Below are 1,555 nucleotides of genomic sequence, written 5' to 3'. Positions count from 1 at the left end.
CCCATTGGCAACACCGATACCGCAAGTCGCTGCAACACCGGATGTGCGGGGGCAGGCTCGCGGTCGAGCTTTTCCAGCGCCTCATACCACCAGGTCAGCCGCATCTGGCCGATCATCGGCTCGGTCGTGCTTTGCAGGATCGAGGCGAGTTGGTGATCGAGATCGAGCAGCGCCGCGAAGCCGTCCCGCGCCGACGCGGGCGCATAGCCCACCGCCAGCGCCTGCTCGCGCATCACCGCGTCGATGGCGGGCGAGGGTGTGGCGGCGGCGGGAATATCGGTCATCCCCTGCCCTTCGCACAGGAAACGCCCATGAAAAAGGGCCTCCCGGTTTCCCGGAAGGCCCCTTTCATACCAGAGGGTTACCCCACGACTTAGCCGCGATAGGTTACCTTCTTGACGGCGGCGACGACCTTGTTCGCGTCGACCAGCGCCAGCTTTTCGAGGTTCGCGGCGTAAGGCAGCGGCACGTCCTCGTTGGTCACGCGCAGCACCGGCGCGTCGAGGTCGTCAAAGCCCTCTTCCATCACGACGGCGGCGATTTCCGAAGCGATCGAGCAGGTCGGCCAGCCTTCCTCGACCACGACCAGGCGGTTGGTCTTGGCGAGCGACTTCAGCACCGTCTTGGTGTCGAGCGGACGCAGCGTGCGCAGGTCGATGACCTCGGCGTCGATGCCCTCGGCCGCCAGCTTCTCGGCGGCTTCGAGCGAGACGCCCACGCCGATCGAGTAGGAGACGAGCGTGACGTCCTTGCCCTCGCGCATGATCCGCGCCTTGCCGATCGGCAGGACGAAATCGTCGAGCTTGGGCACGTCGAACGAACGACCGTACATCAGTTCGTTCTCGAGGAAGACCACCGGGTCTTCCGAACGGATCGCGGCCTTCAGCAGCCCCTTGGCATCGGCCGCGTCATAGGGCGCGATCACGATCAGGCCGGGGACCGAGGCGTACCACGGGCCATAGTTTTGCGAGTGCTGCGCGCCGACGCGGCTGGCGGCACCGTTGGGGCCACGGAACACGATCGGGCAGCGCATCTGGCCACCGGACATATAGTTGGTCTTGGCGGCCGAATTGATGATGTGGTCGATCGCCTGCATGGCGAAGTTGAACGTCATGAACTCGATCACGGGGCGCAGGCCGCCCATGGCGGCACCCGTGCCGACACCGGCAAAACCATATTCGGTGATCGGCGTGTCGATGACGCGGCGGTCGCCGAACTCGTCCAGCAGGCCCTGCGTCACCTTGTACGCGCCCTGATACTGGGCGACTTCCTCGCCCATCACGAAGACGCGGTCGTCGGCGCGCATTTCCTCGGCCATCGCATCGCGCAGCGCTTCGCGGACGGTGAGCTTCACCATCTCGGTGCCTTCCGGGATTTCCGGCGAGGCGGGCGCTTCCTGCTCGGCGGCGGCGACCAGCTTCTGCGTGCCGCTTTCCTGCTCGGCCGCAGCCGCGCCTTCCGGCATCGGCGGCGCGTTGTGGTCGGTCGCCTCGTTCTTCGGCGCGGCATTGGCCGCATCGCCCGAACGCGAACCCGACGCGGCGGCGGACGCGAC

The 1,555-nt window shown here is 66.6% G+C and carries 2 protein-coding genes; both read right to left on the bottom strand.

The window, feature by feature from the left end:
* Positions 1-284, bottom strand: a 284-nt coding sequence (locus tag U1700_RS14440; protein ID WP_332753391.1) for a squalene/phytoene synthase family protein, incomplete at its 3' end; no start/stop codon positions are given.
* Between the two features lie 89 nt (positions 285-373).
* The coding region (locus U1700_RS14435; protein WP_332753390.1) for a pyruvate dehydrogenase complex E1 component subunit beta at positions 374-1,555 on the bottom strand (1,182 nt) is incomplete at its 5' end.

Origin of the sequence: Sphingomonas sp. RB1R13 (genome assembly GCF_036663775.1) — a bacterium.
Classification (GTDB): Bacteria; Pseudomonadota; Alphaproteobacteria; order Sphingomonadales; family Sphingomonadaceae; genus Sphingomicrobium.
This window is presented reverse-complemented; position numbering and strand designations above follow the sequence as displayed.